This is a genomic window from Pseudanabaena sp. 'Roaring Creek', from assembly GCF_001402795.1.
In the GTDB taxonomy this organism is placed as follows: Bacteria; Cyanobacteriota; Cyanobacteriia; order Pseudanabaenales; family Pseudanabaenaceae; genus Pseudanabaena.
In genome coordinates, this window is the sequence record NZ_LIRE01000015.1 from 1 (window position 1) to 2246 (window position 2246).

Genomic DNA, 2246 nt, shown 5'->3' on the forward strand with positions numbered 1-2246 from the left:
GCGCCGCCAGTCAATTCTTGGGGTTTATGTCCTAGTACAATTGGCGACAGCTATACTTAGCAATTTTGTATTGAACCATCGGGCATAATTGTGCCAAATAGATTAGCTTCAGATAAGCTAACTCCATTTAGGGTAGCTAGCCTCAAATTAGCTTTGACTAAATTAGTACCGATCAAAAATGCGGCATCTAGCTTTGCCGAAACGAGTTGTGCGCCCGTGAGAATAGCACCGCTCAGGTTCGCATTACTCAAAATTGCATCGCTTAGAATTGTATCTTCCAAATTACTCCCACTCAGGTCGGCATTGCTAAGAATGGCATTACTTAGAACAGCATTTTTGAGATTGGCGTTGCTTAAATTGGCATTACTCAAATTGGCATTACTAAGAATTGAATCAGCAAGATTAGCGTGACTTAAATTTGATTGATTAATAGTCGTATTACTCAGATCGCATTCTTGCAAATTGGCATGACTCAAATTAGCCGTGCATAGTTTTGAGTCAGATAAATTTGAATTGCTAAGATTAGCATATTCTAGATTGGCGTTGCTTAAGTCACTACGTCGAAGATCGGCGTTGGTGAGAATAGCATTGCTTAAAATGGCATTACTTAGATTGGTCTCATTTAAATTGGCATTGCTTAAATCGCTCTCATCTAAGTCAGCCCCGCTCAAATTTGCGCCACTAAAATAAGCATTAGTGAGATCGGCTCCTTGCAAATTGGCTAAACTCAGATCGCATCTCTGCAAGCAGGCTTCGCGTAAATGGGCTCTACTTAAATAAGCACCACTAACTTCTGCATCCTTGAGATTTGCTTTATATAAATCCGCTTCGCGCAGATTTGCTTTGACAAGATCGGATCTACTGAGATTTGCACCTAATAAATTGGCATTACTCAGATTTGTCCAACGCAAATTTACGCCACTTAAATCCGCTTCGCGTAGATTGGCACGCCTCAAATTAGTCCCACTCAGATTGGGAATAGTTTCAGGATTTTCTAGTCTCCATCTATTCCACCCAGCTACGCCTTGTTTTAATATTGCCAGATGCTCTGAGTTTCCCATATGTCTCGCCTTTTGCACCATGCTCTCGCTAATGGATGAGCTTATCGATGGTTTATGCTCCCACTAATCCATATTTTGGAAAACAAGAAAAAATCAGCAATAAAAATAAAATTACCATGAGGTTTTATAAGGTTTTCCAGGGCACTGGTCAGCTAATGTGGGATGGATTCTGAAACGTCCATTTCATGCTGATAAAAACGACGCAAATACGTCGATCACGATTTAGCTGACCAGTGCCATTTCCAGTTACTCCTTTCCTAATGAAAAATTAGCGTTGCGGCGCTTTGCGCCGCAACGCTAATTCTTGGGTTTATACCAAAATGGCAACGCCATTTTGGAAATTGGTATTAGATCGCAATTTAGATCGTGAAGGTCATATTTTTGTAGTAGGTTTAAATCCGTAGCAAGAATGTAGGGTATCGACTTGTCACTTCAAGACAAAGTAATAGCGATTACGGGCGCGTCAGGAACGATGGGTCGGGCTTTGGTGTCAGAGCTTTCTAAGCGCGGAGCGCAGGTGATTGCGTTAACGACTTCGCCGCAGGCTACTTTTCCTGCCGAGGCAGATCGCCAAACCGATCGCGAAATAGAGGTTTTGACATGGCAGTTAGGTAACGAATCAGCCCTACGCGATCGCTTGCAAAAAGTCGATATTCTCATCCTCAATCATGGCATTAATTTATTGGGGGCGAGAGATTCCGCATCAATTTACAAATCCTATGAGGTTAATACCTTTTCTGTTTTCCGTTGGATGGATTTATTCCTAGAGTCCTTAATCGCAGATAAAGCTGAAGATAAAACTGAAGATAAATCCATAACTTCCAAAGAAATCTGGGTAAATACATCGGAAGCGGAAGTTAATCCTGCCTTCAGCCCATTGTATGAACTCTCGAAGCGTGCGATCGGCGATCTGGTGACATTGCGCCGCCTTGATGCCCCTTGCCTGATTCGCAAATTAATTTTAGGACCTTTCAAAAGCGATCTCAATCCCTATGGTGTTATGTCAGCAAGTTTTGTAGCTTGGGCGATCGCTACTTTAGCTCAGTACGGATTTCGCGATATTATCGTTACTATTAATCCCATTACCTTTATTGCTTATCCGCTCAAAGAATTTTGGCGATCGCTCTATTTTCGGGTATTTTCTCGCTCTCTCCCATAACTTATAATACCAAGTTAAGAAATGGC

At 41.9% G+C, this 2246-nt stretch carries 2 protein-coding genes; one reads left to right on the forward strand and one right to left on the reverse strand.

Annotation, left to right across the window (positions count from 1 at the left end):
• Positions 1-56: 56 nt before the first annotated feature.
• Positions 57-1061 (reverse strand): pentapeptide repeat-containing protein, encoded by a 1005-nt coding sequence (locus AC805_RS00360; RefSeq protein ID WP_072143479.1) that lies wholly within the window; start codon positions 1059-1061, stop codon positions 57-59.
• Between the two features lie 424 nt (positions 1062-1485).
• Between AC805_RS00360 and AC805_RS00365 the strand changes: the two genes are divergently transcribed.
• A complete protein-coding gene (locus AC805_RS00365) occupies positions 1486-2220 on the forward strand; it encodes a bifunctional sterol desaturase/short chain dehydrogenase (protein ID WP_055073571.1) in 735 nt (244 codons plus the stop codon).
• Positions 2221-2246: the final 26 nt, after the last annotated feature.